This window comes from Mesorhizobium sp. M0676 (assembly GCF_040320535.1).
GTDB lineage: Bacteria > Pseudomonadota > Alphaproteobacteria > Rhizobiales > Rhizobiaceae > Mesorhizobium.
Window position 1 is genome coordinate 178680 of the sequence record NZ_JAMYPU010000006.1, and the last position, 24912, is coordinate 203591.

Below are 24912 nucleotides of genomic sequence, written 5' to 3' on the forward strand. Positions count from 1 at the left end.
CTTCCTTAAATCTTTGGCCTTTTGAGTCGTTTTCCTCGGCCCTGTGCTGATACGCTAGCCTGATGACAGAAAGAAGAAACAGGCAGTTAGCAGATAGTACCGCCTCAGCCTGCCGGCAAATGGACCGTGAACGCCGCGCCCTTGCCAACTTCCGACTTGATCGAAAGCCGGGCGTTGTGGCGCGTCAGAATATGCTTGACGATGGACAGGCCAAGACCGGTGCCTTTCTGGGTGCGGCTGCTCTCCACGTCGACGCGATAGAAGCGCTCGGTAATGCGCGGTATGTGCTCTTCCGGGATGCCCGGGCCATAGTCCCTGATGGTGACATCGATGCCCGGTTCCGGGCCGGCCTCGCCCCGCGCGATCGACACCGTGACGCGTCCGCCAGGCTGGCCGTATTTGCAGGCGTTTTCCAAGAGATTCTCGAACACCTGGAACAGCTCGTCGCGGTCTCCGGGCACGTCGAGCGGCCCCTCGGCGTAGTCGCGTTCGATGACGACGCCGTTCTCGCTGGCGAGCGGGCCTAGTGAATCGATGACGCTGTCGATGGTCTGGCGCAGATCGACCTGGGTTCCCGGCCTCAGGTAAGGCTTCATTTCAAGCCTCGACAGCGACAGGAGATCGTCGATGAGGCGCGCCATGCGGCCGGTCTGGTTCTGCATGATCTGCAGGAACTGCTCGCGCGCCGCCGGATCGTTGCGGGCCGGGCCGCGCAACGTCTCGATGAAGCCCGAGATTGAAGCAAGCGGGGTGCGCAACTCGTGGCTGGCATTGGCTATGAAGTCAGCGCGCATGCGGTCGATGCGGCGCGTCTCACTCTGGTCCTTGAATACCAGCACATAGAGATCGGTGGCGTGGCCGACCGAGGACGCGCTGACCCGGTAGGCCCGTTCCACCGGCAGCTTCTCGGTGTAGTCGACGGCATCGGAGGCGACGGTTCCCGACAGCACGCCGTCCAGCAAGGCCTGCATTTCCGGCGCGCGGAATTTTAGCGACAGCGACAGGCCGGGCGCGATGCCGCCAAAGGCGGCATAGGCGGCGGCATTGGCGTGGACGATGGTGGCGGTGCGGTCGAAGATGATCAGCGGATCGGCAACGGCAGCCGCAAGATATTCGCCGGAAAGCCGCTGCAGCCCGCTCGCCTCGACCGTGGTAATGGTCTCAGCAGACCGGCTGGCGCCACCGGTTGGCAGAAGCGCGGCGGCCAGCAGCACCGTCAACGCAGCCAGGACGACATAGGCGGAGATACCGGCAAACCCATAAACGGCCATGATGGCGATCGCACCGGCGGCAAGCAGCCATCGGCTGTTCCACAGCCGGCCGGCGACGGCCTGCCCCGTGGTTGTCCGCTCTGCGCCGGTGTCAGCCATTCGTGCTTTCCGTGCTTCTGCGCCGGTCCCGCCGAAACTTCCGCTGGACCGGGTTTGAGGCCCCCCATAGCATGAGTCCGCAAGCTGGAAAGGTTCGTCTCGATGAAAAAAGCCAAGGAAAGTCCCGCCGCAGAGCCGGCAAAGGGGCCGCTGAAGATCAAGGTGGACGGCAAGGAGCGGGAGTTCGACATCGAAAACCCCGAGCTTCCCAGCTGGATCGAGGACCACAAACTGACCGCAGGCGACTACCCCTACGACAAGAAAATGAAGAGCGAGGAGTATGACGAGACGCTGGAGCGGCTGCAGATCGAACTGGTCAAGGCGCAGGCCTGGCTGCAGGCGACCGGCAGCAGAGTGATGTCGCTGTTCGAGGGGCGCGATGCCGCCGGCAAGGGCGGCACCATCTCGGTGCTGCGCCAGTATCTCAATCCTCGAACCGCGCGCAACGTGGCGCTGACCAAGCCGACCCCAACCGAAGTCGGGCAATGGTACTACCAGCGCTACGTCGCCCATTTCCCGACATCGGGCGAATTCGTCACCTTCGACCGGTCCTGGTACAACCGCGGCGGCGTCGAGCCGGTGATGGGCTTCTGCACACCGGAACAGCATGCAAAATTCCTCGACGAGACGCCGCATTTCGAGCGGATGATCTCCAATGAGGGCATCTATTTCTTCAAATTCTGGCTCAACATCGGCCGCGAGACCCAGCTCGAACGGTTTCACGACCGCCGCTGGTCGCCGCTGAAGAACTGGAAGTTCTCGCCGATCGATATTGCCGGCATCACCAAATGGGACGACTACACCAAGGCGCGCGACCAGATGGTCGAGCGCACGCACAAACAGTTCGCGCCCTGGATCATCGTGCGGGCCAATGACAAGCGACGCTCGCGGCTGGCCGTCATGCGGCGCATCCTGTTGTCACTGCCCTATGATGGGCGCGATCTCGACGCCATCGGCAAGGAAGATAAGAAGATCGTCGGCGAAGGGCCGTCGTTTCTCGAGAAGTAGAGACTGGCCTCGATAGGCAGAGGCTGAAATTACAGAGCCCACCCCCACACGGAGGTGGGCTCTGTGGCCATTGTCTAAAGCGCATCGCATTTGAACGGATTCACGCGACGCGCTTTAGGTCTTTGTTTCATGCATGTGTTCTCTCAAAACCGGGGCCACTTTGAGCGACATGCATTAAAGCGCGTCGGGTGAAGACAGTCTCACGACGCCTGCCGCATGCCGAGCATGTGGGGGGTGCCCCTGGCCAACACCGGGGCGTGATGGTTGCGGCGCGAGCGCACGACATCCAGCGTATGCTCGTTGAAGGTCAGCAGTGTGGCGACGACCTGCTGGTTGCCATAGGTGCGCTGGTAACCGAGCGGCGTCGCCAGGAAGTGCAACTGCAGCGTCCGCAGCACCCACACCGGCTCGACCTCGATAATGACCTGATCGACATTGCGAGCAAGGCCCCATTCGACGAAGCCGGCGATCAGTTCGGTGCCGACCGTAGACACGCCGCGCTTGCCATCGCGAAACCCTGGCGCCACCGCGTAACGGGTTAGCTCCCAGACATTCGGTCCCGAAGGGCGCTTTCCCTCGCAGAGTTCCGGCATCACATCGCTAAGGAGATGCGGCCGTGTGGTCGGCAGCATCCGATGATAGCCTGCAAGCTCGCCATTGCGTATGACAAGGTGGTGTTCGGCCTCATCATGGTCGAATTGATCGATTTCGAGGCCGTCCGGGCGATCGAGATCGGTCCACCGCATCTCATCGACGAAGACCTTGTAACGCAGGCGATGGACGGCCTCCCATAGGTCGGGACGTTCCATCAGTTGTTGAGTGGTAAGGGAAAATAGCATTAGCCGTCTCCTGGGCTTAAGAGGAAGATACGGCCGGGCTTTCCCGAAAAAATTGCGCGAAGGTGTTGGCAAGGATTTCCAGGCTGCCACAGCCGACATGGCTAATATAGCTGCGTCTAAACGCCTCCGCGATGGCGTGCGCCCTGTTGGCGACGCCGAGTCTGCTTTTGGCGTTAAGAAAGCATTAGCCGTCTCAAGAGGACGACAGGGGCCGGTCTTTTCTGAAGATATGACGCCAACAATGCGGCCATAAATTTCGGGCCGCCAGAACCGGCCTAGCTGATATAGCCGTGCCTGACTGCTTCGGCGACTGCCTGCACACGGTTGGCGGCGCCTAGTTTGCTCTTGGCGTTGAGAAGGTGTTTCTCAGAGGTATGCTCCGAGATGCCGAGGATCTGCGAAATCTCCCACTCGGATTTTCCGACCGCCGCCCATTGCAGGCATTCGCGCTCGCGCGGCGTCAATTCAATGTGATCGATAGATTTGCCGGCCGTCGTTTGAAGCTGCATGGCGCGGCCGATGGCATAGGTGGAGGCCAGCGAGACCATTGCGAATTCGGCTTCGGACAGTTCGACCGCCTCACCGCCCAGCGAGACCAGCGCGATCTGGCCTTCGAGCGTGATCAGCGGGAAGGCGAGGCCGTCACGCAGCTTGAACTGGCGGGCGTCGCGCATTACCTCGGCGCTGCTCTTGTCGGCGGGCATGCTTTGAACGGCATCGCGCCATTGGAATGGCGCCCGAAACTGCTTCAAATGGCTGACGACCGGATCGTGGTCGACGTAGTTGCGCGATAAGTAACGCTCCAGCCATTCGCTAGGCCAATCGCAGAGCAGCACATGGTCCTTCGTCTGGCTGCTTGGTGTACCGGGCTGCGGCACCGTTGCGGCTATCAGGGCCGTCAATCCGAAATTCGAGGTGACACTAAGTAGCTGCTCGCACACCGCAGCCGACGTGTCGGCACGCTGCACCCGGTCAATATATTCAAGTGTCCGGTCAAAATAACCCATCGCAACATCTACCCCATGTTGCCTACCGCTCTTGAGACCGATGCTACGTGCCTGCCCCGCACTTAGCCATCAACCCCCGATTGCAAAGCCACATCCTTAGCTTTTCTAACGCCAGCGACCGCCAACCCCAGGCCGACTCTGTGCGGCTATTTGCAACCTCGCCAAAGCATAACCCGAAATTTGCCCTTTGAAATCAAAAACAATTGTGCCTGCGCCGTTTTCGTATCACAAGCCAACGGCCAAGACGGGCGGAGTTTTTTGTGACATCACGCTGGATAACCATCGCCTTGCTGTCGATGCTGATCGGAGTGCAGCCGTTTGCCGGCGCTGTGCGGGCAGCGGAACCGCAGGTGCCGGTGCTTTGGGATGCCAAGGAGCGGCTGCCGAAGCCGGACCTTTCGGCGCTGCCGAGGCTCAGGTTCCTCACCACAACCGATTTCCCGCCCTTCAATTTTCTCGACGGCACGGGCCGACTGTCCGGCTTCCACATCGACCTGGCGCGGGCGATTTGCGCCGAACTCGACATCGCCGACAAATGCCAGATCCAGGCGCTGCCCTGGGCCGAACTCGACGACGCGTTGCAGAAGGGCGAAGGCGAGGCGATCATCGCCGGCATCGCCGCCACGCCGGAGACGCGGGCGAAGTACAGCTTTTCGCGCTCCTATCTACAGTTTCCGGCGCGCTTCATCATGCCGAAGACCAAGGCCTTCGCCGAGCCGATCCTCGACAAATTGCGCTCGAAGCGGGTCGGCGTGCTGGCCGGCTCGGCGCATGAAAAGATGCTGCGCGATTATTTCGGCACCGTGCAGATCATCCGCTTCGACCGGCCGGAAGACCTCTACAGCGACTTGAAGATCGCCAAGATCGATGCCGCCTTCGGCGACGGCATGCGCTTTTCCTTCTGGCTGGGCGGCACGGACGCCGCCGGTTGCTGCCGCTTCGCCGGTGGACCCTACCTGGCGCCGGAATATCTGGGGTCCGGCATGACCATTGCCACCCGGGCCAGCGACCCAGCGCTGGCCGCAGCCATGGACTACGCGCTGCAGGAGATATCGGTGAAAGGCACCTTCGCCGAATTCTACCTGCGCTATTTCCCGGTCAGTTTCTTCTGATCCGGTTCCAGGTCGTTTCTTCTGATCCGGTTCCCGGTCAGTTTCTTCTGATCCGGTTCCCGGTCAGTTTCTTCTGATCCGGTTCTCGGTCCAGCTTTTTCTGATCCGGCCCCGGTCAGCTTCCTCTACGGGCTGGATCAGGTCAGCGTGCGCAGGCGGGCCTTCGTCCCGGGCGCGATGGCCGCGGCGGTCAGCGTGTCGAGATCGAGCTCACGCCGGATCAACTGCAGCACCCGCAATTCCTCCATGCGCATTTCGAGATCGACGGCGGCAACTTCGAAGGCGACGGCATAAGCGGTGTCGTGCAGCCGTTCGGGCAAAGTCTCGGCGACACGCTCGAGCACGCCTTCCAATCCATCCTTTTCATGCAGCATCTTCTGGCAGTCCTGCGCAATGGCGATCAGCCTGTCCTGCTTGAAATCCTCGAACACCGGCCAGCTGCGGACGACGTCGCCGATGCGCGCCAGTTCGATATCGGTCATGTCGCGATCGGAAGCCGAGGTGATGACCATCAGGTAGATCAGGGCTTCATGGGTGGACGGCAACGGCATTCAAAACTCCTTGATAGTGATGGTCGAAGGTAGGGACGCTACGGCGCCGTCGCAACGAAAACGCCTGATATCGTTGACGCTCCGCCCTGTCGCGCCTAGAGACCCGGTTGAAAAATCTTACCAGCCGCGAAAGCCGGCCATGACTGGAACTTTGACATGACGGGATCAAACATCGCCGATCTCAACCCCGAAATGCTTGCGGCAGCCGCCGAAAGCAAGGCCTGGCCGTTCGAGGAAGCCAAAAAGATTATCGAGCGCTACAAAGGCGCCGACTTTCCCGAGACCGTCCTGTTCGAGACCGGCTACGGTCCGTCGGGTCTGCCGCATATCGGCACGTTCGGCGAGGTCGCGCGCACCTCGATGGTGCGCCATGCCTTTCACGTGCTGACCGGGAACAAGGTCAAGACCAAGCTGCTCTGCTTCTCCGACGACATGGACGGCATGCGCAAGATCCCCGACAATGTGCCGGATCGCGCAGCCCTCGAGCCTTATCTTCATATGCCGCTTTCGTCGGTGCCCAATCCGTTCGGCGGCGACTATGCGAGCTTTGCCGACCACAACAACGCGATGCTGTGCCGCTTCCTCGATACGTTCGGCTTCGACTACGAATTCGCCAGCGCCACGCAGTACTACAAGGCCGGCCGCTTCGATGCCATGCTGGTGCGCGCCGCCGAGCGCTACGAGCAGATCATGGCGGTGATGCTGCCGACGCTGGGGCCGGAGCGGCAGGCAACCTACAGCCCGTTCCTGCCGATCTCGCCGAAGAGCGGGCGCGTGCTCTACGTGCCGATGAAGCATGTCGACGCCAAGGCCGGCACCATCACCTTCGACGATGAGGGCACCGAGACCACACTTTCGGTGACCGGCGGGAAGGTCAAGCTGCAGTGGAAGCCGGATTTCGGCATGCGCTGGGCAGCGCTCGACGTCGATTTCGAAATGTTCGGCAAGGACCACCAGACGAACGCGGTGATCTACGACCGCATCTGCAACATTCTCGGCGGGCGCGCGCCCGAGCATTTCGTCTACGAACTGTTCCTGGACGAGAACGGCCAGAAGATCTCGAAGTCGAAGGGCAACGGGCTGACCATCGACGAATGGCTGCGCTACGCGCCGACCGAAAGCCTCGGCCTCTATATGTATCAGCGGCCAAGGCAGGCGAAAAAGCTCTATTTCGACGTCATCCCACGCGCCGTCGACGAGTACTACACCTTCCTCAACGCCTATCCGCGCCAGGACTGGAAGGAGCGGCTGGGCAATCCGGTCTGGCACATGCATGACGGCAAGCCGCCTTCCATCGACATGCCGGTGCCGTTCTCGCTGCTGCTCAACCTGGTCAGCGCCTCCAACGCGCAAAACAAGGATGTGCTGTGGGGCTTCATCTCGCGCCATGCATCTGGCGTGACGCCGGCGACGCATCCCGAACTCGACCAGCTGGTCGGTTTCGCCATCCGCTACTTCGACGATTTCGTGAAGCCGACGAAGACCTTCCGGCCGGCCGACGATGTCGAACGCGTGGCGCTGGAAGCGCTTGGCAACGCGCTTGCTGGCCTGCCGGCCGGCGCCGACGGCGAAGCGATCCAGAACGCTTCGCTCAACGTGGCGCGCAAGATCGAACGCTATCAGGACCATTCGAAGAAGAGCCCGGACGGCGGCCCTGGTGTCTCGGGCGCTTTCTTCCAGATGATCTACCAGGTGCTGATCGGCCAGGAACGCGGACCGCGCTTCGGTTCGTTCGCAGCCCTCTACGGCATCGCCGAAACCCGCGCGCTCATTGAGCGGGCGCTGGCTGGTCAGCTGGCGGCGTAATTTCCGTCCCGGCCGGCGGCGTGTCTATCGCCGGGGCATCGAGGATCGGTTGCGACGCCGTCGGTGCCGCAACAGGCGTTGGCGCCGGTGGCAGGCCGCCAAGATCGGGCGCGGCGCCGAAGACGCCCTTCTTGGCGGCGCGCGCCTTGTCGCCCGCTTCGACATAGGGGCCGCCTGCCGTGGCGCGCGCCCAGCCGTTTTCGACCAGCCACTGGCCGACATCCAGCTTGCCGATGCGGCATTCGGCGGCGATCAGCGCACGGTCGGCCTCCGGCGGCACCTTGCAGGCAACGGCCCGGCCGCGCAGGAAAGACCGGAACGCGGTACGCGCCCTGATACCGCAAGCCCAGGACTTGCCGCCCTCGGTGCAGGTCTCGTCTTGCCTGACGATGTCGATGCCGGAGACCGTCACGGAATAACCATTGGCTTCGATCAGGCCGGCGGCGGCCGCGACCGGCTGGAACAGTTTTGTTCCTCCCCAGTCGTCGACCGCTCTGCGCCCACGCGGCTTGGGCGGCCCGGCCAGCGCCAGGTCGCTCAGCGGCGCGCGCGGCTCAACCCGTTCAAGTTCTTCTACCAGCAGCGGCGGCGGAGCGATGGCCTCGGGATCGATCGCCCTCGAATGCACCTGAGGCGAGTGCATCGGAGGCTTGACGGGCTGGACCTCGGGGATCGCCGACGTCGCCGGCTCCTCGGGCACGGCCTCGGTGTGCGGGTCGATCTGGTCGACAGTAATGGCGGGGCCGTCGCGATGCAGCGCGCGACCGCCGGCGACGACAATGGCGACCATCACCGGGATCGCCAGGAGGGCTATGAGGATTTGAAGCAGACGCACCGCGAGACCTACTGGCTTGCCCAGACGATCCGCGCCACCCATTCGACATCGCGCATCGCGATGTCGCGGTCCGGATGGTCGGGGTTGAGCGAAATCAGCACGATCGATTTCGTCGTCTGGCGGTCGAGCACCTTGGCCATGACTTCGCCGGCATTGGTCTTGACGACGACGCGGTCGCCCTTGCGGGTAGCGGCGCCCGGCTCGACGATCAGCACATCGCCATTGCGGTACAGCGGCAGCATGGAATCACCCTGCACCTTCAACGCATAGGAGGTTTCGGTCGCCCGTGCCGGAAGCTCGACAAGGTCCCAGCCCTGGCCTGAGGGATAGCCGGAATCATCAAAGAAGCCGCCGGCGCCGGCCTGGGCAAAGCCGAGCAGCGGCACCGCCGAACGCTGCGGGGCCAACGAGCCCGAAGCTGTCTTGGCACGGCCTTCGACCAGTCCGGTGAATTCGTCGAGCGAAGCGCCGGTCGCCTCGATGATCTTGGCCAGCGATTCGGTCGAGGGCCAGCGCGGCCGCCCATCCGAGGACAGCCGCTTTGACTTGTTGAAAGCGGTGGAGTCCAGACCGGCTCGCCGGGCCAGGCCGGAGGCCGACAACGAATAGCGCTCGGCGAGAGCGTCGATGGCTGCCCAAACTCGGTCATGCGAGAGCAATTCGCTCTCCTCAAAACAGGAAAAAATACCTTTTCCTTCTAACGCGCGGTTATCCGATTGTCCACCGGCGCGCGGCCCGATCCCCTAAAAAGCTGCGTGCGGCGAAGTCGTCATGGATGCCTCAAACTGCCTTGGGCAGGCTGCGCAATCCCTGGTGGGAGGTCATGCAAACCCGCTCGGCCTCGGTCGGCGGTCGCGGTTGAACGGAGCGGGCAAGCGTCCTGTTGGACGCGCCAAGGACGCTGTAGCTTTTTGATTTGGCGCATGATCCTTTCCGAAAATCGATTCCGATTTTCGGGGTCATGCGCGAGGTCGGCGAGCATCATGTAGCGGGCGTTGTTGAGATGGAGGTTGAAGTCGATGTCGGCAGGCAGCGAAAAGCCAGCCGACTTTCGCTGCCGACCGCGTAAGGGTCACGGCGCGCCTTGCCGTGGCCATGCGCGCAAGGCGCCCTCAGACGTACATGGGGCGCTAGCTCAAGCGGCCTTCTGCACTTCGCCTTTCGCATAGGGATCGAAGCGCTGGTAGAAGGTCTCGCCCTTCTCCGCCAGGTCGAGCAGCAGCTTGGGCGCCTTGAACTCGGCGCCGTATTTCTTCTGCAGGCCTTTGGCTATTCTGACGAATTCCCCGGCGCCGATGCCGTCGATATAGGACAGCGCGCCGCCGGTGAATGGCGCGAAACCGAAGGCGAGGATCGAGCCGACATCGGCCTCGCGCGGATCGGTGACGATGCCCTCTTCCATCACCCGGGCCGCTTCCAGCGCAATGGTTACCAGCAGGCGCTGCTGCAGTTCCTCATAATCGACCTCCTCGGCCTCCAGCTGCGGATAGAGATCCTTCAGGCCCGGCCACAGCTTCTTCTTGGCAGGCTTGGCCGGATAGTCGTAAAAACCCTTGCCGTTCTTGCGGCCGAAGCGGCCATGGGTGTCGACCAGCGTGTTGATCAGCGCCATCTGCCTGGGGTCGACAGACTTGTCTCCGAGGTCCCTGATGGTCTGCTTCATGATCTTCTGGGCAAGGTCGATCGCCGTCTCGTCGGTCAGCGCCAGCGGGCCGACCGGCATGCCGGCGGCCTTGGCGGCGTTCTCGATCATCGGCGCCGGAACGCCTTCGATCAGCATCTTGTAGGCTTCCGACATGTAGCGCAGCACGCAGCGGTTGACGTAGAAGCCGCGCGTGTCGTTGACGACGATCGGCGTCTTCTTGATGGCGCGCACGAAATCGATCGCGGTGGCCAGCGCCTTGTCGCCGGTCTTCTTGCCCAGGATGATCTCGACCAGCATCATCTTGTCGACCGGCGAGAAGAAGTGGATGCCGACGAAATTCTTCGGCCGCGCCGAATTCTTGGCCAGTGCAGTGATCGGGATGGTCGAGGTGTTGGAGGCGAAGACCGCTGACGATTTCAGCACGGCTTCGGCCTGCTCGGTGGCAGTCTTCTTGACGGCCGAATCCTCGAACACCGCCTCGACCACCAGATCGCAGCCGGCGAGATCGGCATAGTCGGCCGTCGGCGTGATCAGCGACAGAAGTCTGTCCTTCTCCTCGGGCTTGGCGCGGCCCTTCTTGACCTGATCGGAGATCAGGCTGTCGGAATGCGCCTTGCCCTTTTCGGCCGACGCCATGTCGCGGTCGAGCAGGACGACCGGGATGCCGGCCTTGGCGGTGACAAAGGCGATGCCGGCACCCATGAAGCCGGCGCCGAGAATACCGATCTTCTTGAACTTGGTCTCCGGCACGCCGGCCGGACGGCGGGCGCCCTTGTTGAGCTCCTGCAGCGAGACGAACAGCGAGCGGATCATCGCTGCTGCTTCCTTGGACTGCATGATTTCGGTGAAATAGCGCTGTTCGATCCGCAGACCGGTGTCGAACGGCACCAGCAGGCCTTCATAGACGCATTTCAGGATCGCCGCGGCGGCCGGATAATTGCCGTAGGTCTCGCGGCGCAGGATGGCGATGGCCGGCGGCCACAGATTGAAGCCGGCCGGCGTATAGATTTGGCCGCCAGGCAGCTTGAAGCCCTTCTCGTCCCAGGGCTGGACGGCTTTCAGGCCGTTCCTGATCATCGCCTTGGCGGTCTCGATCAGCTTGCCGGGTTCGGCGATCTCGTGGATCAGCCCCATCGCCTTGGCTTTCTGCGGCGACAGCGTCTGGCCGGTGGTCAGCATCTGCAACGCCTGCTGCTGGTCGGTCAGGCGCGGCACGCGTTGAGTGCCACCGGCGCCGGGGAAGATGCCGACCTTGACTTCCGGCAAGGCCATCTTGACCTTTTCGGAGTCAGCGGCAACGCGGCCATGACAGGCCAGCGACAGCTCGAACGCGCCGCCCATGCAGGTGCCGTTGATCGCCGAGACCCACGGCTTGCCCGACGTTTCGAGCTTGCGCCACAAGCCACCCATGCGGCCGGCATTGTCGAACAAAAGCTTTGCCGCCTTCTCCGGGTCCTTGCCTTTTTCCTTGGCGAAGACCGCCAGCATCTTCTGCAGCATGGTCAGGTCGGCGCCGCCGGAGAAGCTGTCCTTTCCCGAGGTGATCACCGCGCCCTTGATGGCGGCGTCGGCCACCACCTGGTCGATGATCTTGTCGAGCTCGTTCATCACCTCTTCGGTGAAGACGTTCATCGAGCGGTCCGGCATGTTCCAGGTGACCATCGCGATGCCGTCTGCGTCGGTGTCGACCGTGAAGTTTGTATAAGTCATGTCTATCTCCTTCCGGCCGAAAATCAGACGCGTTCGATAATCGTTGCGGTGCCCATGCCGGCGCCGATGCAGAGCGTCACCAGAGCGGTGTTCAAATCGCGGCGCTCGAGCTCGTCCAGCACCGTGCCCAGGATCATCGCGCCGGTGGCACCGAGCGGATGGCCCATGGCGATGGCGCCGCCATTAACGTTGATCTTGTCGTGCGGGATTTCGAATGCCTGCATGTAGCGCAGCACCACCGAGGCGAAGGCCTCGTTAAGCTCGAACAGGTCGATATCCGACAGCTTCATCTTGGCGCGCTTCAGAAGCTTCTCGGTGACGTCGACCGGACCGGTAAGCATCAGCACCGGCTCGGAGCCGATGTTGGCAAAGGCGCGGATGCGGGCGCGTGGCTTCAGGCCCATCGTCTTGCCGGCCTTCTTCGAGCCGAGCAGTACGGCGGCCGCACCATCGACGATGCCGGACGAGTTGCCGGCATGGTGGACGTGGTTGACCTCTTCGACTTCCGGATGCTTCTGCACGGCGACCGCGTCGAAGCCGCCCATTTCGCCAGGCATGACGAAGGACGGGTTGAGCGAGGCCAGCGACTGCATGTCGGTCGACGGCCGCATATGCTCGTCATGATCGAGGATGGTGAGGCCGTTCTGGTCCTTGATTGGTATGACGGAGTTCTTGAAACGGCCATCGGCCCAGGCCTTGCCGGCGCGCTTCTGGCTCTCGACCGCATAGGCATCGACGTCGTCGCGCGAAAAACCATATTTGGTGGCGATCAAATCGGCCGATATGCCTTGCGGCACGAACCAGCCGGGCAGGCCGACGGACGGGTCCATGAACCAGGCGCCGCCCGAGGCGCCCATGCCGACGCGCGACATCGATTCAACGCCGCCTGCAATGACGATCTCGTCGGCGCCTTGAGCGATCTTGGCGGCGCCGAAATTGATGGCGTCGAGACCCGAGGCGCAGAAGCGCGATATCTGCATGCCCGGCGCCTTGTTGTCGTAGCCGGCCTCGAAGGCGGCGGCGCGCGGGATGACGGAGCCGGCCTCGCCCACTGGGTCCACGCAGCCGAAGATGATGTCGTCGACGTTTGCGGTGTCGAGGCCGTTGCGGTCGCGCAACGCCTCAAGCGTCCTGGCGGCGAGCCGCACCGCCGGCACCTCGTGCAGCGAGCCATCCTTCTTGCCCTTGCCGCGCGGTGTGCGCACGGCGTCATAGACATAAGCTTCGGCCATTTGCTTGCTCCTTGCTTTGCCGACGTCGCTCTCAGAGAGAGCGGCCGATCAGCAATTTCATGATCTCGTTGGTGCCGCCGTAGATGCGCTGGACGCGGGCGTCGCGGAACATGCGGGCGATCGGATATTCATTCATGTAGCCATAGCCGCCATGCAATTGAAGGCATTGGTCGACGACTTTTCCCTGCAGGTCCGAGAGCCAGTATTTCGCCATCGACGCCGTCACCGGATCGAGGCCGTCATTGATGTGGCGGGTGACGCAATCATTGTAGAAGACCCGGCCGATGGTCGCCTCGGTCTTCAGTTCGGCGAGCTTGAACTGGGTGTTCTGGAACTCGATGATCGCCTTGCCGAAGGCCTTGCGATCCTTGACGTAGTCGATGGTCAGCGCAAGCGCGCGTTCGATCATGGCGATGGCGCCGGTGCCGATCTGCAGGCGCTCCTGTGGCAATTGCTGCATCAGCTGGATGAAGCCCTGTCCCTCTTCGTGGCCAAGCAGGTTCGAGGTCGGCACGCGCATATCATTGAAGAACAGCTCCGACGTGTCGTTGGCCTTCAGGCCGATCTTGTCGAGGTTGCGGCCGCGTTCGAAGCCTTCGGCCTCGTCGGTCTCGACGACGATCAGCGAGGTGCCCTTGGCGCCTTTGGCCGGATCGGTCTTGGTGACGACGATGATGAAATTGGCCAGTTGGCCATTGGTGATGAAGGTTTTCGAACCGTTGATCTTGTACTGGTTGCCGTCCTTCTCGGCGCGCGTCTTGACGCCTTGCAGGTCGGAGCCGGCGCCCGGCTCGGTCATGGCGATGGCGCCGATCAGTTCGCCGGTCGCCAGTTTCGGCAGCCATTTCTTCTTCTGCTCTTCCGAGCCGTACTGAAGGATGTAAGGGGCAACGATCGCATTGTGCAGGCCGATGCCGAAACCGTCGACGCCGACATGGCCGATCGCCTCGATGATGGCGCTCTCATGCGCGAAGGTGCCGCCGGAGCCGCCATATTCCTCCGGCATCGAGGCGCAGAGCAGGCCGGCGGAACCTGCCTTGCGCCAGCTCTCGCGGTCGACCATCTCGTTCTTCTCGAACTCGTCGTAGCGCGGCGCGATCTCTTCCGACATGAAGCGGTGCGCCATGTCGTAGAGCATGCCGACCTCGTCCGCCGCCCAGGCGGGCTTCGGCAAGGAGAGCACTTCGGCTGGATTTGTCATGCCGTTTCTCCCGCGCCAACGTCCCCCTCCCCCTCGAGGGGAGGGTGGCCGCGAAGCGGTCGGGTGGGGTCGCCGATGACGTGCTCGACCTTATCTTCGGAATTGACGCGGGTTTGGGGCATTGCGATCATCTCCTACCAAAGCGCCAACCAGCCGGCGCACTGCACGCAAGGACCCCTCCCGGCCCTTCGGGCCACCCTCCCCTCAAGGGGGTGGGGGACGCCAGCCATTTCTAGAACGCTTCCGCAGGCAGCGCCATTAGCGTGTCCGCACCACTGGAAATGCGGGCGAGATGTGCCGATGTCTCGGGCATGATCCGCTCCATGAAGAAGCGCGCCGTCACCACCTTGTTATCGTAAAAAGCCCCATTTTCGTGGACAGATTGGGAGCCATTGGCCCCGGCCTTACCGAGCGCGGCCTTGGCCATCTGCGCCCACATATAGCCCAGCGCGACCAGGCCGAAGAGATGCATGTAATCGGTCGACGCGGCGCCGGCATTGTCGGGCTTGGCCATGCCGTTCTGCACCAGCCACATGGTCGCCGCCTGCAGATCGTTGAGGCCCTTCTTCAGCGCCTTGGTGAAAGGCGCCAGCTTCTCGTCGGCGCGGTTCTCCTCGCAGAACTCGCCGACGTCCTTGAAGAAGGCCTGCACGGCGCGGCCGCCATTCAGACCAAGCTTGCGGCCGACGAGGTCGAGCGCCTGGATGCCGTTGGCGCCTTCATAGATCATGGCGATGCGGGCATCGCGCACGAACTGGCTCATGCCGTGCTCTTCGATGTAGCCGTGGCCCCCGAACACCTGCTGCGCCATGACTGCATGGTCAAAACCCTTGTCGGTGAGCACGCCCTTGATCACCGGCGTCAGCAGGCCGGTATAGTCGTCGGCCGCCTGGCGATCCTTGTCGTCGGCGGAGCGGTGGGCGATGTCGGACTTGATCGCCGTCCACAGCGCCAGCGCGCGGCCGGCCTCATTGAAGGCCTTCATGGTCATCAGCGAGCGGCGGATGTCGGGATGGACGATGATCGGATCGGCTTGTCTGTCCGGCGCCTTGGCGCCAGACAGCGAGCGGCCCTGCAGCCGGTCCTTGGCGTAGGAGACCGCGTTCTGGTAGGCGATCTCGGACAGCGACAGGCCCTGCAGGCCGACGCCGAGCCGGGCTTCGTTCATCATCGTGAACATCGCCTTCAGGCCGCCATTGGCCTCACCGAGCAGCGTGCCTTCGGCCTCGTCATAATTCATGACGCAAGTCGAATTGCCGTGTATGCCCATCTTCTCCTCGATCGAGCCGCAGGAGAGCGTGTTCTTCTCGCCCGGATTGCCCGAGGCATCGAGCTTCAGCTTTGGCACGATGAACAGCGAGATGCCCTTCACGCCTGCCGGCGCGCCTTCGATGCGGGCCAACACGAGATGGACGATGTTTTCCGACATGTCGTGCTCGCCGGCCGAGATGAAGATCTTCTGGCCTGAGATCTTGTAGGTGCCGTTGCCGTTCCGCACCGCCTTGGTGCGCAGCAGGCCGAGATCGGTGCCGCAATGCGGCTCGGTCAGGTTCATGGTACCGGTCCAGGACCCCTCGACCAGCTTCGGCAGCCATGTCGCCTTCTGCTCGTCGGTGCCGTGTGTGATGATCGCAGCGATAGCGCCTTGAGTCAGGCCGGGATACATCATCAGCGCCATGTTGGCCGAAACCATGTATTCGGCAACCGCAGTGTGCACGGCATAGGGCAGCCCCTGGCCGCCGAACTCGACGGGCGCCGCCAGTCCCATCCAGCCGCCTTCGCGATACTGGTCGTAGGCTTCCTTGAAGCCCTTCGGCGTCATCACCGAGCCGTCCTCATGGCGCACGCAGCCTTCGATGTCACCGACGCGGTTCAGAGGATGCATAACGTTTTCGGCAAGCTTGGCGCCTTCGGCGAGGATCGCCTCGACAACGTCGGGCGTCGCGTCGGCAAATCCGGGAAGGTTAGAGTAGCGCTGATAACCCAGCACCTCGTTGAGCACGAACAGCGTGTCCTGGACCGGCGCCCTGTAGATCGGCATGTGTTTCCTCCACCATGCGGGTCTTGGCCGCAAGATCGGGCCCCGAAACATGAGGTTGGGGCGGCATGCGGGCCAATGTGAAAGCGGGATAGCAAAAATTGACGTTTGCGTAAACGTCAATTTTGTCGTCGGGACAAAATTTACCTATGCCAGCCTATCGGCACGAGCGGTGCATGGCTTGTGCAAAGCGAGGGGGGTCAAACAAAAAGAGCCGCGCGGGCGGCCGCGCGGCTCTTAAGTTCAAAGCTTTCGCCGGGAGCTGCGGAGCAAAATCAGCTGGCGGCGCTGGCCGGGGCCGAACGCTCGGACAGCATCTGGCGCACGGCCGACATCGAGCCGCTCAGCTCGTTGATGGCGTCGTCGATCAGCGCGCGCTGCTTCTGCAGGCGGGCTAGCTGCTTCTCCGACTTGTCGAGAGCCAGCCGCAATTGCTTGGTGTTGGATCCCGTGGGATCGTAGAGATCCATCATCTGCTTGACGTCGCGCAGCGAGAACCCGACCTTGCGGCCGAGCAGGATCAGCTTCAGCCGCGCCTTGTCGCGGCGCGTGTAGAGGCGCGTTGCCCCATCGCGTTTCGGATTGAGCAGGCCCTTGTCTTCATAGAAACGCAGCGTGCGCAGCGTCACGCCGTATTTCTTGGCCATCTCGCCGATGCGCACGAGCTCCTCACTGGCTTCGGCAGACATATTGTTGGTGTTGGCCGCGGCTTCGCCGGGCGAAACAAGTTTCATAGTCACTGGCTTTCCCCTGTCGTGGCATCGCGGTCTCGGACCTTGCAACGCCTGAGTGGAAGCGGGGGCATGCTTCCAGTCGTGGTTTCAACTAATTCATCGCAAAAGGCACGAACGGCGCCCCTCTTACGTTTACGTCAATTCTATAACGATAGCCGTCGCATGACGCAAGGGCGTTCTGGGATTGCGAAACCTTATGCCGCACCCCCGGCGCCGGGTCCGAACGGGCACCGCCTGTATTTCAGCAATGCCGTAACTTCTTAAGCTTGGTTAACACCTTGTTTACCACGATGGGTGAAATGTGCGGATGTCGGTCACCCGTGTTTATCCTGTAGCGAATTTTTCACGGTTTTTCGGAGAGCGGGCCTGGCCCGGGAAGCTCGTCTTCCGCCGCAGCAGTGCCGCGCGGCCGCCTTCGTTCCCGATAAGGACTTGGGAAACTGGCAGCAAGCCGGCCATTCTGAAAAACGGACGCATCGATGAACAGCAAGCGGTCCTATCTCGATACACTCAACGCCGGCAGGCCGCGCAGGCCGAACACCACGCTTGACGAATTGAACCGCTCGCTGGAAACGCTGGAGCAGCGGCTGGAGCGCAAGCGCGAGGACGCCGCCGAGCGCTTCGATCCGCGCCGGCCGCCGGCAGAGCCGCGCTACGCAAGCGCCCAGCCCTACGCCCCGCCGCGCTGGTACGAGGACCCGCAGCCCACGCCGCGGCCGAAAGGCGCCGGGCCGGCCGGCTTCGACCAGAACTATCAGGCGATCGCGCGCGACATCGACCGCGTGCGCGGCCAGGAAGACAGCGTCGCCGTGGTCGGCAAGATCGCCGGCGAATTGCGTGGCCTGCGCGAGGAACTGCGCCATCAGATGACGGCCGGCCTGCAGCGCGAATTCGCCGCGTTGCGCAAGGACATCGAACGGGCCTTCCAGGCGAGCAACCAATCGGGTGGTCAGGCAGGCGGCTTGCCCGGCAAGGGCAGCGCCGAACTCGGCGTCGAATTCGAGCGGCTGTCCGGCGCCATCCAGACGCTGGCCGAGAAGAGCGACGACCGAAGCGTCAACATGCTGCGGCTCGAGCTCGAGCAGGTAAAGACGGCGCTCGACACATTGGCGCGCGAGGAAAGCGTGCTGAAGGTCGACCGCCGCTGGGACGATTTCGACCGCCGCTGGAGCGCGTTCGAGGACCGTGTCGACGCCGACCAGCGCAACCGCGCCGACGGCCCCGGATTTTCGGCCCTGACCGACCGGCTCGAACAGATCAGCAATGCGGTCCACAATCTGCCGGAATCGCTGTCGCTGCGCTCGATGGAAGAAAAGGTCCGCACGCTTGCCGGCGCCGTCAATCATTTCGTCAGCCAGCAGAGCAACCGCGGCGGCGACACGCTTGGCCTGATCGACGAACGGCTTGATGAGATTTCGCGCGCCATCGTCGCCTCGACCGTCGCCGCACAAGCCAATTCCTTCGACCCCGAACCCTTTGAACGCATCGAGAAGCGGATCGCCTCGCTGGCGCAGCAGATCGAGGAAGTCGTGCAGGTTCGTCCGAGCGGCGAGGTTCTCGACCGTCTCAGCACGCTGTCGAACAGGGTCGACGAGCTTGCCGGCCGCGCCAATCTGCCGGAACAGGCGATGGAGCGCCTCGGCAAGCAGATCGCGATGATCGCCGACAAGATCGACCGCGCCCCGGCCATGCCCGACGCCGACTATATCTTCCAGGGTCTGGAACAGCGCTTCGACGTGCTGTCGGGCATGATGGAACGCCGGCAGGGCGACGCCATCGAACAGGGCAACATGCTGTTTCGCGATCTCGAGCGGCGGCTGGACGAGGTTGCCGACCGGCTGGACCAGCGCCAGCCGCAGGCTGACAGCGCCGGCATCATGGACGCCATCGACGCATGCTTCACCGCGCTCGCCCAACGCATGGAGACGCGCATTCCCGATCCTGCCAACGAGGCGGCGATCCGCGGCCTGGAAAGCCGGCTCGAAGACATTTCAAGCCGGCTGGAATCGTCGGCCGCGCAGGTCGCCGGCATCGATCCGGCACTGATCCGCAGCCTCGAGGCGCAGGTCTCCAGCCTATCGGCGCATCTGTCGAAGCCCGGCACGCCGCTGCCGGAATTCGAGGACATCAGCCCGCGCCTCAACGAAATCGAGAAGTCGCTGGCCGGAACCCGCGAATCCATCATGGGCGCGGCACGCGAAGCAGCCGAGAGCGCCGTGCGCTCGCTGGCAGATTCCAACGCCAACACCGCGGCCGTTACCGGCCTTGCTCAGGATCTGAAGACGCTGGAAGCGCTGACGCGCCGTTCGGACGAGCGCAATTCACGGACATTCGAGGCTATCCACGACACGTTGCTCAAGATCGTCGATCGTCTGGGCTCGCTGGAGACCAGCGAACCGGCCGAGGCGGTGAGCGAGCTTCTGGATGCCCAGGCCGAGCCGGCGCGGCGGGCCCGCGCTGCACGCGCCTCCAAGATTTCGGTGCAGGACGCGCCGTCGATGGATATCGACCAGCCGCTGCCGCTGACCGGAGACATGGCCGATCTCGACGGCCGCGCCGCCGCCATCATGCGCAGCGAGCCGGATATGCGCAGCGACCCGGGTACGCGTAGCGACCCGGTCATGGGCAGCGAACCAGTGCGGCGCTCGCCAGCCGAAGCTGCCGCGGCCGCTGCCCAGGCAGCGCTCGGTTCCGACAGGATTGCCGAGAAAGGCGAAGGCACGGCCAAGAAGTCGCTGTTCGGAGGATTGGCGCGCGCCTTCAGGGGCAAGAAGCCGGCTGACATGCCGCCGCTTGCCGGCTCGGGGCCCAATGTCGACATGCCGAGCGTCGATCTCGACGAGCCGCTCGATCCGAAGCTCGCCAACCGGCCGTTGGAGCCGGGCTCCGGCGCGCCCGACCTCAACGCCATCATGAAGCGCGTGCGCGACGAGCGTGGCCCACCGGTGCGCCAAAACTCCGGCGATGCATCGAAATCCGACTTCATTGCCGCGGCCAGGCGCGCGGCGCAAGCCGCGGCCGCCGAGGCCGACGCACTGAAACGCCAGTCCACCATGAAGGGCCCGGTCAAGGCGCTTCGTATCGGCGACCTGCTCAAGGCGCGGCGCAAGCCGATCCTGATGGGAGCGGTCGCGATCATGCTGGCGCTTGCCGGCCTCCAGTTGGGCAAGGCCTTCTTCGCCGACCCGGTCGAGGTCGCAAGCAACGATACAGCGCCGGTCGTCGCCTCGCAGCCGGTCGAGACTGCCTCGGTCAACGCTGCCAGCCAACCCAAGGCAGAACAGCAGGTGGCCGTGCAGGACGTGCCGGCCCGGATCGTCAGGCAGGCGGAGCCCAGGGAACCGGCAGCTGGCAACTATGCGCCAATGAATGCCGCCTCGGTCGCTGGGCCCGAAGTGCCGGCGGTGGAGCCCGCGCCAGCGCCGATGGCTTTGGCCGATCCGGCCCCCGCGCCAAATGCAATGCTGCCGACCACCGCCACTGCGGAACCGGCGGCAGCCGACGCGCAGCCTGCGGCCGCCGTCATGGCGCCCTCGGCCTCGGATACGACGGCCTCGGATACGACGGCCTCGGATACTACCGGCGCCGTTCCGCCGGCTGATGCCGCGGTAGCACCTGTCGTGGCCAAGATAGACGTTCCGGCCGATGCCGGCCCGCAAGCCTTGCGCGACGCGGCTGCCGGCGGTGACGCCAAGGCGCTGTTCGAGCTCGGTTCGCGCTATGCTGAATCGCGCGGCGTCAAGGAAGACATGGCGGCAGCGGCCAAATGGTACGAAAAGTCGGCCGAGCTCGGCTTCGCACCGGCGGAATACCGCATCGGCAATTTCTACGAGAAGGGCATCGGCGTCACGCGCGACGTCAAGAAGGCAAAGACCTTCTACCAGCTCGCCGCCGCGCAGGGTAATGCCAGCGCCATGCACAATCTGGCCGTTCTGTTTGCCATGGCCGCCGACGGCGTGACCGACAATGAATCGGCCGCGCACTGGTTTCAGGCGGCGGCCGATGTCGGCGTCAAGGACAGCCAGTTCAATCTCGGCATCCTGGCGGCAAAGGGCGTCGGCATGAAGCAGAGCCTGGAGGAATCCTACAAATGGTTCGCGCTCGTCGCCAAGACCGGCGACAAGGATGCGGCTGCAAAGCGCGACGAAGTCGCCACCGCGCTGCGCCCCGAACAGCTGGAGCGGGCGCGCGCCGCCACGGAACTGTGGAAGCCGAAGCCGCTCGACCCGGCGTCCAACTCGGCCGACATTCCTGAATCCTGGCAGGAAGGCACGCCGCAGACCACCGCCAGCGTCGACATGAAGAAGGCGGTCAAGAACATCCAGCTCATCCTCAACAAGAACGGCTACGATGCCGGCGGCGCCGATGGCGTGATGGGCGGCAAGACCAAGACCGCAATCATGGCTTTCCAGACCGACAACAAGATGCAGGCGACCGGCGAAATCGACGAAAAGCTGGTGAAGGCGCTGCTGGCGCACAAATAACGGCAGATGCGTCGCTAACGCGACGCCCTTGCCATACATTTGCCTGTTAACTGCTTGAGATGTTTTTTGTTTCGGTAGGGCGGCGGGGTTTGATCCCACTGCCCCGGCGGTGCAAGAAAGAATTGGCTTTTCGGTGCGACAATGCCCTGGAATGGCTGCAATCGCCGACAGGCAAACTGATCGAGACTGACGGGTGGGCATCTATCTCCCGATCGCGGAAATTTCCGTCAACGTCTTCGTGCTGCTGGCAATGGGCGCGGCGGTGGGTTTCCTGTCGGGCATGTTCGGGGTCGGTGGCGGCTTTCTGATCACGCCGCTCTTGATCTTCTACAACATCCCGCCGGCAATCGCCGTTGCTACCGGCGCCAACCAGGTTATCGCCTCCTCCTTCTCCGGCGCGCTGTCGCACATGAAGCGCGGCACGCTCGACTTCAAGCTCGGCGGGGTGCTGCTGGCCGGCGGCATCGTCGGCTCGACCGGCGGTATCTTTGTCTTTGCCTTCCTGCGTCGGCTCGGCCAGCTCGATTTGTTTATCTCACTGCTTTACGTCGTGCTGCTTGGCACCGTCGGCGGGCTGATGCTGGTCGAGAGCGTCAATGCGCTGCGCGCGACGCGCAGCGGTGCGGCGCCGGTCTTGAAGAAATCCGGCCAGCACAACTGGATCCACCGGCTGCCGCTGAAGATGCGCTTCAGGGCCTCGAAGCTGTTCGTCAGCGTCATTCCGGTGCTGGGGCTCGGCGCCGGCATCGGCTTCCTGTCGTCGATCATGGGTGTCGGCGGCGGCTTCATCATGGTGCCGGCGCTGATCTATCTCTTGAAAGTGCCGACCAACGTCGTCATCGGCACCTCGCTGTTCCAGATCATTTTCACCTCGGCCTACACCACGCTTGTCCACGCCACCACCAACCAGACGGTCGACGTCATGCTTGCCTTCCTGCTGATGGCGGGCGGCGTTGCCGGCGCGCAATATGGCGCCAAGGCAGGACAGAAGCTGCGCGGCGAACAGCTCAGGGCACTGCTGGCGCTGCTGGTGCTGGCGGTTGCCATCCGGCTTGCCATCGATCTCTTCGTCACGCCGCCAAACCTCTATTCGCTGACCGCCGCGGGCCTGAACTGATGCCGCAGTGGGGGATTTTTTCGGCCGCCGCTTTGCTTATCGCCGTCGCTCTGCCGGCCGCAGCGCAATCGCCGAACCCCTTGCCGGAAGGCATCCAGATCGGTCTCTCCACCGACGCCGTGTCGATCACCGCCGGTTTTTCCGGCGCCGACCTGACCATTTTCGGTTCGCTGGAAAATCCCGACCCGCTGGTCGCGCGACAGGGGCGCTACGACGTCATCGTCGTGCTCGAAGGCCCGCCGCGGCCGGTGGTGGTGCGCCGCAAGGACCGCGTGCTCGGCGTCTGGGTCAATCTGGAATCCGAGACCTTCGAGAACGTGCCGGTATCCTACTCCGTCGCCACGACGCGGCCGCTGCAGGACATCACCGAACCCAACAGCTACAAGCAGCTGTCGCTCGGCGCCTCCAACCTTTACATGCAGCCGGCCGAGGTAACCGACAGTCCGGCGACGATCGAGGAATTCACCGTGGCGCTGCGCGAGCGCAAGGCGGCGACCGGCCTCTATAGCGAGAATGTCGGCGGCGTGCAGTTCTTGTCGCAGAACCTGTTTCGCGCCACGGTGCGGCTGGCGCCCAACGTCCCGGTTGGAACCCATAAAGCCCGCGCGTTCCTGTTCAAGAGCGGTCTGTTCCTCAAGGAAAGCTCGGCCCAGCTCGAAATCCGCAAATCGGGCTTCGAACAGTCGATCTTCCGCGTCGCGCATGATTACTCGTTTCTCTACGGCGTCTTCTCCGTGTCGCTGGCCATGATCACCGGCTGGCTGGGCAGGCTGATTTTCCGCAGGGATTGACGCGCAGGACCCATTTCCGGGGAAAAGGGGTTCCCCTTTTCTCAGTCTTGCGATAGACCGCCGCCTCCCAACCCTCGGGTAACACGTACAATCATTCGGCAGAGCGGTCAGGCCTCTGGACGGCGCGCGCCTTGCGGACGCCTGCCACAGCGACGACCCAATGACAGGAGGCTGCAATGCACCAGGCATTTGGCGGCATCGATTTCGGCACGTCCAATTCTACGGTGGGCGTGATCCGCAACGGCCAGGCACGGCTGGTGGCGCTGGAAGGTGAACAGCCGACATTGCCAAGCGCGGTTTTCTTCAACTTCGAGGACGGTCACACCTATTTCGGCCGCCGCGCCATTGCCGACTACACCGATGCCATCGAAGGCCGGCTGATGCGGTCGCTGAAGAGCGTGCTCGGCAGTTCGCTGGCGCATGAGAAGACGCGGATCAAGGCCCGGCAGATCGGTTTCATCGACATTGTCGGCATGTTCGTCGGCCATTTGAAGAAGCGGCTTGAGGAAGATGCCGGCGCTCCGGTGGAGAACGTTGTGCTCGGCCGGCCGGTGCAATTTGTCGACGACGATGTGGAAGCCGATGCCAAGGCGCAAAGCGAGCTTGAAAAGGCGGCGCGCGCGCAAGGCTTCAAGCACATCGCCTTCCAGTTCGAACCGATCGCGGCAGCGCTCGACTATGAGCAGGACGTGAAGCGCGAGGAACTGGCGTTGATCGTCGACATGGGCGGCGGCACGTCCGACTTCTCGATCGTGCGCGTTTCGCCGCAACGCGCCCGCTCACGCGACCGCAAGGACGATATCCTGGCCAACCGCGGCATCCATATCGGCGGCACCGATTTCGACCGGCTGCTCAGCATTGCCCATGTCATGCCCAAGCTCGGCTATCTGACGTCGACAAAAGACGGCAAGCGCAACCTGCCGGCGAGCTATTTCATTGATCTCGCGACGTGGCAACGCATCAACCTCGTTTACACCGCCAAGGCGATGACGCATCTGAGGCAGATCCGCTTCGAGGCCGTCCGCGCCGACCTTGTCGACCGCTTCATCCATATTGTCGAGCACCGTTACGGCCATGCGCTGGCCGGCCTGGTCGAACGAGCCAAGATCGCGCTGACAGATCAGGCTTCGGCTGATGTGACGGTGGCACTGCCCGGCGCACATTTCGCCGCCGAGATCACGCGAAGAGACCATCGCCGCCGACATCGAGCGGGTGTCCGCTACGGTGCGGCAGACGATTGCCGATGCCGGCATAACGGCGTCTGCGATCACCGCCGTATTCCTCACCGGCGGTTCGACCGCGATCCCGCTGGCACGGCGTGAAATCCTGTCGCTGGTGCCGCAAGCCGCCGTTATCGAGGGCGACATGTTCGGCTCGGTTGGCCTCGGCCTGGCGCTGGATGCGCAGCGGAAGTTCTCCTGAACACATAACT

General features: G+C 63.3%; 17 protein-coding genes and 1 pseudogene. 7 read left to right on the forward strand and 11 right to left on the reverse strand.

Annotated elements, in window-relative coordinates; genetic code table 11:
* Positions 1–104: 104 nt before the first annotated feature.
* On the reverse strand, positions 105–1370 hold the full coding sequence (locus NKI35_RS08900; RefSeq protein ID WP_352739562.1) for an ATP-binding protein: 1266 nt from the start codon (positions 1368–1370) through the stop codon (positions 105–107).
* Positions 1371–1472: 102 nt separating this feature from the next.
* Here NKI35_RS08900 and ppk2 point away from each other — a divergent pair, with 102 nt between their 5' ends.
* Positions 1473–2378 carry a polyphosphate kinase 2 gene (gene ppk2, locus NKI35_RS08905; protein ID WP_023669623.1) on the forward strand — a complete coding sequence of 302 codons (906 nt, stop codon included), beginning with the start codon at positions 1473–1475 and terminating at the stop codon, positions 2376–2378.
* A 200-nt stretch (positions 2379–2578) separates the two neighbouring features.
* Here the strand turns inward: ppk2 and NKI35_RS08910 are convergent, their stop codons facing one another.
* Both NKI35_RS08910 and NKI35_RS08915 read right to left on the reverse strand, forming a co-directional pair.
* On the reverse strand, positions 2579–3217 hold the full coding sequence (locus NKI35_RS08910; protein ID WP_023681954.1) for an acyl-homoserine-lactone synthase: 639 nt from the start codon (positions 3215–3217) through the stop codon (positions 2579–2581).
* A gap of 275 nt (positions 3218–3492) precedes the next feature.
* Positions 3493–4224, reverse strand: coding sequence for a helix-turn-helix transcriptional regulator (locus NKI35_RS08915; RefSeq protein WP_023669621.1), 732 nt, complete (start codon positions 4222–4224; stop codon positions 3493–3495).
* Between the two features lie 296 nt (positions 4225–4520).
* On the opposite strand from NKI35_RS08915, the gene NKI35_RS08920 reads away from it, so the two are divergent.
* On the forward strand, positions 4521–5336 hold the full coding sequence (locus NKI35_RS08920; RefSeq protein ID WP_502897132.1) for an ABC transporter substrate-binding protein: 816 nt from the start codon (positions 4521–4523) through the stop codon (positions 5334–5336).
* 137 nt (positions 5337–5473) lie between these two features.
* On the opposite strand, the gene NKI35_RS08925 is transcribed toward NKI35_RS08920, so the two are convergent.
* Positions 5474–5887, reverse strand: a complete 414-nt coding sequence (locus tag NKI35_RS08925) for a tellurite resistance TerB family protein (protein ID WP_352739566.1) — start codon at positions 5885–5887, stop codon at positions 5474–5476.
* Positions 5888–6043: 156 nt separating this feature from the next.
* On the opposite strand from NKI35_RS08925, the gene NKI35_RS08930 reads away from it, so the two are divergent.
* Positions 6044–7693: a lysine--tRNA ligase gene (locus NKI35_RS08930; RefSeq protein ID WP_352739568.1), complete on the forward strand. Its 1650-nt coding sequence runs from the start codon at positions 6044–6046 to the stop codon at positions 7691–7693.
* Here the strand turns inward: NKI35_RS08930 and NKI35_RS08935 are convergent.
* From NKI35_RS08935 to NKI35_RS08965, 7 genes are all read right to left on the reverse strand, one after another.
* Positions 7656–8528, reverse strand: coding sequence for a thermonuclease family protein (locus NKI35_RS08935; protein WP_352739570.1), 873 nt, complete (start codon positions 8526–8528; stop codon positions 7656–7658). The genes NKI35_RS08930 and NKI35_RS08935 overlap by 38 nt on opposite strands.
* 8 nt (positions 8529–8536) lie before the next feature.
* Positions 8537–9187, reverse strand: coding sequence for a S24 family peptidase (locus tag NKI35_RS08940; RefSeq protein ID WP_352537309.1), 651 nt, complete (start codon positions 9185–9187; stop codon positions 8537–8539).
* Between the two features lie 476 nt (positions 9188–9663).
* Complete coding sequence (locus NKI35_RS08945) at positions 9664–11883, reverse strand: 3-hydroxyacyl-CoA dehydrogenase NAD-binding domain-containing protein (RefSeq protein ID WP_352739572.1); 2220 nt, start codon at positions 11881–11883, stop codon at positions 9664–9666.
* Positions 11884–11906: 23 nt separating this feature from the next.
* Positions 11907–13115 carry an acetyl-CoA C-acetyltransferase gene (locus NKI35_RS08950; RefSeq protein WP_023669613.1) on the reverse strand — a complete coding sequence of 403 codons (1209 nt, stop codon included), beginning with the start codon at positions 13113–13115 and terminating at the stop codon, positions 11907–11909.
* A gap of 31 nt (positions 13116–13146) precedes the next feature.
* Entirely contained in the window at positions 13147–14316 is a 1170-nt protein-coding gene (locus NKI35_RS08955) for an acyl-CoA dehydrogenase family protein (RefSeq protein ID WP_352739574.1), read from the reverse strand.
* Between the two features lie 232 nt (positions 14317–14548).
* The gene (locus NKI35_RS08960) at positions 14549–16357 is read right to left on the reverse strand and encodes an acyl-CoA dehydrogenase (RefSeq protein ID WP_352739576.1); all 1809 of its coding nucleotides are present in this window, start codon (positions 16355–16357) and stop codon (positions 14549–14551) included.
* 272 nt (positions 16358–16629) lie between these two features.
* Positions 16630–17088 carry a MerR family transcriptional regulator gene (locus NKI35_RS08965; protein WP_023669610.1) on the reverse strand — a complete coding sequence of 153 codons (459 nt, stop codon included), beginning with the start codon at positions 17086–17088 and terminating at the stop codon, positions 16630–16632.
* Between the two features lie 479 nt (positions 17089–17567).
* On the opposite strand from NKI35_RS08965, the gene NKI35_RS08970 reads away from it, so the two are divergent.
* The 4 genes and pseudogenes from NKI35_RS08970 (at position 17568) to NKI35_RS08985 (ending at position 24902) form a co-directional block, all read left to right on the forward strand.
* The gene (locus NKI35_RS08970; protein WP_352739578.1) at positions 17568–21572 is read left to right on the forward strand and encodes a peptidoglycan-binding protein; all 4005 of its coding nucleotides are present in this window, start codon (positions 17568–17570) and stop codon (positions 21570–21572) included.
* A gap of 193 nt (positions 21573–21765) precedes the next feature.
* Positions 21766–22689 carry a sulfite exporter TauE/SafE family protein gene (locus NKI35_RS08975; RefSeq protein ID WP_023669608.1) on the forward strand — a complete coding sequence of 308 codons (924 nt, stop codon included), beginning with the start codon at positions 21766–21768 and terminating at the stop codon, positions 22687–22689.
* Complete coding sequence (locus tag NKI35_RS08980; RefSeq protein ID WP_352510949.1) at positions 22689–23480, forward strand: TIGR02186 family protein; 792 nt, start codon at positions 22689–22691, stop codon at positions 23478–23480. The genes NKI35_RS08975 and NKI35_RS08980 overlap by 1 nt, the downstream gene beginning before the upstream one ends.
* 176 nt (positions 23481–23656) lie before the next feature.
* Positions 23657–24902, forward strand: a pseudogene (locus NKI35_RS08985) (Hsp70 family protein).
* The last annotated feature ends 10 nt before the right edge of the window (positions 24903–24912 follow it).

What these genes read in the sequence shown, in the direction of transcription:
- NKI35_RS08900 (WP_352739562.1), bottom strand. Translation starts at nt 1,370, where the DNA reads ATGGCTGACACCGGCGCAGAGCGGACAACCACGGGGCAGGCCGTCGCC.
- ppk2 (WP_023669623.1), top strand. Translation starts at nt 1,473, where the DNA reads ATGAAAAAAGCCAAGGAAAGTCCCGCCGCAGAGCCGGCAAAGGGGCCG.
- NKI35_RS08910 (WP_023681954.1), bottom strand. Translation starts at nt 3,217, where the DNA reads ATGCTATTTTCCCTTACCACTCAACAACTGATGGAACGTCCCGACCTA.
- NKI35_RS08915 (WP_023669621.1), bottom strand. Translation starts at nt 4,224, where the DNA reads ATGGGTTATTTTGACCGGACACTTGAATATATTGACCGGGTGCAGCGT.
- NKI35_RS08920 (WP_502897132.1), top strand. Translation starts at nt 4,521, where the DNA reads ATGCTGATCGGAGTGCAGCCGTTTGCCGGCGCTGTGCGGGCAGCGGAA.
- NKI35_RS08925 (WP_352739566.1), bottom strand. Translation starts at nt 5,887, where the DNA reads ATGCCGTTGCCGTCCACCCATGAAGCCCTGATCTACCTGATGGTCATC.
- NKI35_RS08930 (WP_352739568.1), top strand. Translation starts at nt 6,044, where the DNA reads ATGACGGGATCAAACATCGCCGATCTCAACCCCGAAATGCTTGCGGCA.
- NKI35_RS08945 (WP_352739572.1), bottom strand. Translation starts at nt 11,883, where the DNA reads ATGACTTATACAAACTTCACGGTCGACACCGACGCAGACGGCATCGCG.
- NKI35_RS08950 (WP_023669613.1), bottom strand. Translation starts at nt 13,115, where the DNA reads ATGGCCGAAGCTTATGTCTATGACGCCGTGCGCACACCGCGCGGCAAG.
- NKI35_RS08955 (WP_352739574.1), bottom strand. Translation starts at nt 14,316, where the DNA reads ATGACAAATCCAGCCGAAGTGCTCTCCTTGCCGAAGCCCGCCTGGGCG.
- NKI35_RS08960 (WP_352739576.1), bottom strand. Translation starts at nt 16,357, where the DNA reads ATGCCGATCTACAGGGCGCCGGTCCAGGACACGCTGTTCGTGCTCAAC.
- NKI35_RS08965 (WP_023669610.1), bottom strand. Translation starts at nt 17,088, where the DNA reads ATGAAACTTGTTTCGCCCGGCGAAGCCGCGGCCAACACCAACAATATG.
- NKI35_RS08970 (WP_352739578.1), top strand. Translation starts at nt 17,568, where the DNA reads ATGAACAGCAAGCGGTCCTATCTCGATACACTCAACGCCGGCAGGCCG.
- NKI35_RS08980 (WP_352510949.1), top strand. Translation starts at nt 22,689, where the DNA reads ATGCCGCAGTGGGGGATTTTTTCGGCCGCCGCTTTGCTTATCGCCGTC.